At 72.1% G+C, this 4,377-nt stretch carries 1 protein-coding gene; it reads left to right on the plus strand.

The genetic code is table 11. The features are described 5' to 3' along the window. Positions 1–13: 13 nt before the first annotated feature. Positions 14–4,180 (plus strand): amino acid adenylation domain-containing protein, encoded by a 4,167-nt coding sequence (locus A4R44_RS37685; RefSeq protein ID WP_255366213.1) that lies wholly within the window; start codon positions 14–16, stop codon positions 4,178–4,180. Positions 4,181–4,377: the final 197 nt, after the last annotated feature.

The following is a 4,377-nucleotide window of genomic DNA, read 5'->3' on the forward strand; positions in this document are numbered from 1 at the left end:
TTTCGTGCCGTCGATGCTGCGGGCGTTCCTGTCCGGACCGGTGCCGAGGCTGCCGGTGCGGCGAGTGTTGTGCAGCGGTGAGGCGTTGCCGGACGAGCTGGCGGAGCGGTTCCACCGGCTGGTCGGCGCTGAGCTGCATAATCTCTACGGGCCGACCGAGGCGTCAGTGGACGTGACGGCGACCCGGTGCCTGCCGGGGGAGACCGTCACGATCGGCCGCGCGATCGCGAACACGCGGGTGTACGTGGTGGACGCCGAGCTGCGCGAGGTGCCGGTCGGCGTACCTGGCGAGCTGGTCATCGCCGGGGTGCAGCTGGCCCGCGGCTATCTGAACCGGCCGTCGCTGACCGCCGGGAAGTTCGTTCCGGACCCGTTCGCGCGGCAGCCGGGCGGACGGCTGTACTGCACCGGCGACCTCGCCCGGCGGCTGCCCGGTGGCCGGATCGAGTATCGGGGGCGGCTCGACCACCAGGTCAAGATCCACGGCAACCGGATCGAACTCGGCGAGGTCGAGGCGACTCTGCTGACCCATCCCGACCTGTGCGCGGCGGCGGCCGCGGTGCACGACGACCGGCTGGTCGGCTACTTCGTCGCCGAGCCGGGCTGTACCCCGGACCCGGCCGGGTTGCGCGCATACCTGGCGCGCACGCTGCCGGAACCGATGCTGCCGTCGGTGTGGCTGGCGCTCGACGCAGTGCCCTTGACCGCCAGCGGCAAAATCGATCGCAATGCCTTGCCCGCGCCGGACGGTGCGCGCACGAGCCACGGTTACGTCCCGCCGCGTACTCCGGCGGAGGCAGCGGTGGCCCGCGCGTTCGCGGCGGCGACCGGTGCCGACCGGGTCGGGGCGGAGGACAGCTTTTTCGCGCTGGGCGGTGATTCTCTGCGGGCGATCCGCGCTGTGGGGCTGCTGAACGCGGAGGGAATCGAGGCGAGCNAGGCGAGCGTCGCGGACCTCTTCCGGCGACAGCGAGTGGCCGACTTCGCCGCCGGGCTCGGCGGTCCGGCGGCCGCGATCGAGGCGGTCGAGCCGTTCGCGCAGCTCGCCGCCGGTCAGCGGGAGGCATTGCCGGACGACGTGACCGACGCGTACCCGCTGTCGCTCGCGCAGGCGGGCATGGTGCACGAGATGCTCGCGGGAGCGGACCGCGGCCTCTACCTGAACCATCTCGGGTACCCGGTGCACGAAGAGTTGCGTCTGGACGCCTTGCGGCAAGCAGCGAACCGGCTGGTCGCGCGGCACGAGATCCTGCGTACTTCCGTCGACTTCGCCGCGGTTCCGCCGCTGCAGCGGGTGCACGAGACCGCCGTCCTGGAAGTGACCTGCGACGATCTGCGCGCGTTGCCCGCCGAGGAGCAGGCCGCGCGGATACAGGAGTACCCGGCGGAGGATCGGGCGCGCGGGTTCGATCTGCTCAGTCCTTCGCTGCTGCGTCTGCACGTCCACTGGCTCGCCGAGCGCGAATGGCGGCTGTCGTTCGGCTACGTGCACGCGATTCTCGACGGCTGGAGCCAGAATTCGCTCGTCGCCGAGCTGATCGAGGACTACCGGGCCGGTGCGGCGGATCCGGTCGGACCGCCGCCGGTCCGGTTCGCGGACACGGTCGCCCGGGAACGGGAGTCGCTGGAGTCCACTGTGGACCGCGACTTCTGGGCGGGCCGGGTGCGCGCGGCCGAGCGGTTCGCCGTGCCGTCGGGTTGGGCGGGCGAGGACGACGGGGTTTATCGCACGGTGCGGGTGCCGTTCGACGACCTGACGCCCCGGTTGCGTGCGGTGGCTTCGTCGGCCGGGGTTCCGCTGAAGAGCTTGCTGCTGGCCGCGCATCTCACCGTGCTGCGAACGATTGCCGGCCACGACCGGCCATTCCATACCGGTGTGGTGACCACCAGCAGGCTTGAGCGCGTGGGCGGCGATCAGGTTCGCGGGATGTTCCTGAACACTGTGCCGTTCGCGGTGCCGGCGGACGCGCGCGACTGGCCGGAACTGGCTCGCGCGGTGTTCGCGGAGGAGACCGCGATGTGGCCGCACCGGCATTTCCCGCTGCCGGCGATGCAGGCCGCGTGGGGCGGGCAGGTGCCGCTCGTCGACGTTTTCTTCAACCACACGGACATGCACGTCCTCACCGAAGCGCTGGTCGACCTGGCCGAGGTCGCCGACAGCACGCCCAACGAGTTCGGCCTCTCCGTCTCGACCGTGCCCGGTGCGTTCGTGCTGGAGGCGTTCACTCACCGGGTCGCCGTCGCGCATCTGGAGTTCCTTGCCCGGCTTTATCGGCATGTGCTGGAACGGATCGTGGCCGCGCCGGCTTCCGATCCGCGCCGGTGCGGACTGCCCGCGCCGGATCGGGCTGTGCTGCTGCGGAATCCTTCGCGGACCGAGCGGGCCCGCCGGATGCTGCCGGAGTTGTTCGAGGCCACCGCGGCGGCGCACCCGGACGCGCCGGCGATGCGGTGCGGCGAGGTGACGCTCGCTTACCGGGAATTGTCGGTGCGGGTCGCTAGGCTGGCGCGGTATCTGAAGGACCGAGGAGTGCGGCGCGGGGCGCTGGTCGGGGTGCTGCTCGACCGGGGTCCGGACCTGCTCGTCGCGTTGCTCGCCGTGCACCGGGCGGGAGCCGCGTACCTGCCGGTCGATCCGCGCTATCCGGCGAAGCGGGTCGGTTACGTGCTGGCCGATTCAGGAGTGGAGGTGGTGCTCAGCGAAGAGCCGCTGGCAGGGTTGCTGGAGGGAACCGGCTGTTCGGCGGTGCTGCTGGACCGCGACGCGGCGGCGATCGCGGCGCGCCCGGCGGATGGTCCCGCGCCCCGGCCCGACGCCGGCGAACTCGCCTACGTCATCTATACGTCCGGCTCCACCGGGCGGCCCAAGGGCGTCCAGATCGGCCACGGCGCGCTGGCGAACTTCCTGCTGTCGATGCGGGAACGGCCTGGTCTCGCGCCGGGAGCCGCGGTGCTCGCGTTGACCACGGTCTCGTTCGACATCTCGGCGCTGGAGCTGTACTTGCCGCTGCTGGCGGGCGGTCAGGTGATCGTCGCGACCGCCGAGGAGTGCGTCGATCCGCAGCGGCAGGCCGCGTTGATCGAGCGGACCGCGCCGTCGGTCGTCCAGGCGACGCCGTCGGGCTTGCGGCTGCTGGTCGATTCGGGCTGGACTCCGCCTGCTGAGCTGACCGTGTTCGCCGGCGGCGAGAAGCTGCCGGACGAGCTGGCGCGGCGGCTCACCGCGGGCGGGGCGCGGCTGTGGGATCTCTACGGCCCGACCGAAACGACCGTCTGGTCGACCGTCGCCGAACTCGACGGCGACCAGGTCAGGGCCTGGGAACCCGTCGCGAACACCGACGTCTACCTGCTCGGCGACGACCTCGAACCGGTGCCGCTCGGGGTGGCCGGCGAAGTGTGGATCGGCGGCGACGGCCTGGCCCGCGGCTACGCCGGTCGGCCGGGCCTGACCGCGGAACGGTTCGCGCCGGACCCGCACGGACTCCGGCCGGGCGGACGGCTCTACCGCACCGGCGACCTGGCGCGGCGGCGGCCGGACGGGTCGGTGGAGATCCTCGGCCGAGCCGACGACCAGGTGAAGGTGCGGGGCCACCGGGTCGAACCGGGCGAGGTCGAGGCCGCGCTGCGGGCGGACCCGCGGATCAGGGACGCCGTCGTCCAGCCGACCCCTTCCGCGGACGGCCTGGAGCTGACTGCCTACGTCGTCGCCGAGGGCGAACTGTCCATTGCGGACGTCCGGAAAGGACTGTCCGGGGTCCTGCCGGATTACCTGGTGCCCAGCGGTTTCGTGCTGCTGCCGGAACTGCCGCGCACTCCGGCCGGGAAACTGGACCGCGCCGCGTTGCCCGCGCCGGAGCCGGTGGCGCGGGAACGTCCGCACGTCGCGCCGCGCGGGCCGGTGGAGGACCTGGTCGCCGGGGTGTGGGCGGAGGTGCTCGGCACGGACCGGATCGGCGTGCAAGACGATTTCTTCGACCTGGGCGGGCATTCCGTGGCCGCCACCCGGATTTCGGTCCGGCTGCGCGCGGCACTGGACGTTGACGTCCCGGTGCGGGCTCTCTTCGACCATCCGACCGTCGAGTCCCTCGCGGCCGCGGTGGCCGGTTATCCGCGGCTGGCGCAGCAACCGGCTGCGCGATCGGTGATCCGTCGGCGTGCGGTGGTGGGTGAGGATGCGTGAGGGGGAGGTTGCGGGTTTTGGTGGGCGGCGGTTGTTGTGGGGTGGTTGGTTGTCGGGGGCTGGCGCGGCGACTGGCTGCGCGGGCGGTGATCCGTCGGCGTGCGGTGATGAGTGAGGACGCATGAGCGAGACATTGCTGGATCTGGTGGCCGAGGGGGTCGCTGCTGGTGAGGCAGCGGTGGTCGCTGGTGGTTGTG

Source organism: Amycolatopsis sp. M39 (assembly GCF_001651785.1).
Taxonomy (GTDB): domain Bacteria; phylum Actinomycetota; class Actinomycetes; order Mycobacteriales; family Pseudonocardiaceae; genus Amycolatopsis; species Amycolatopsis rubida.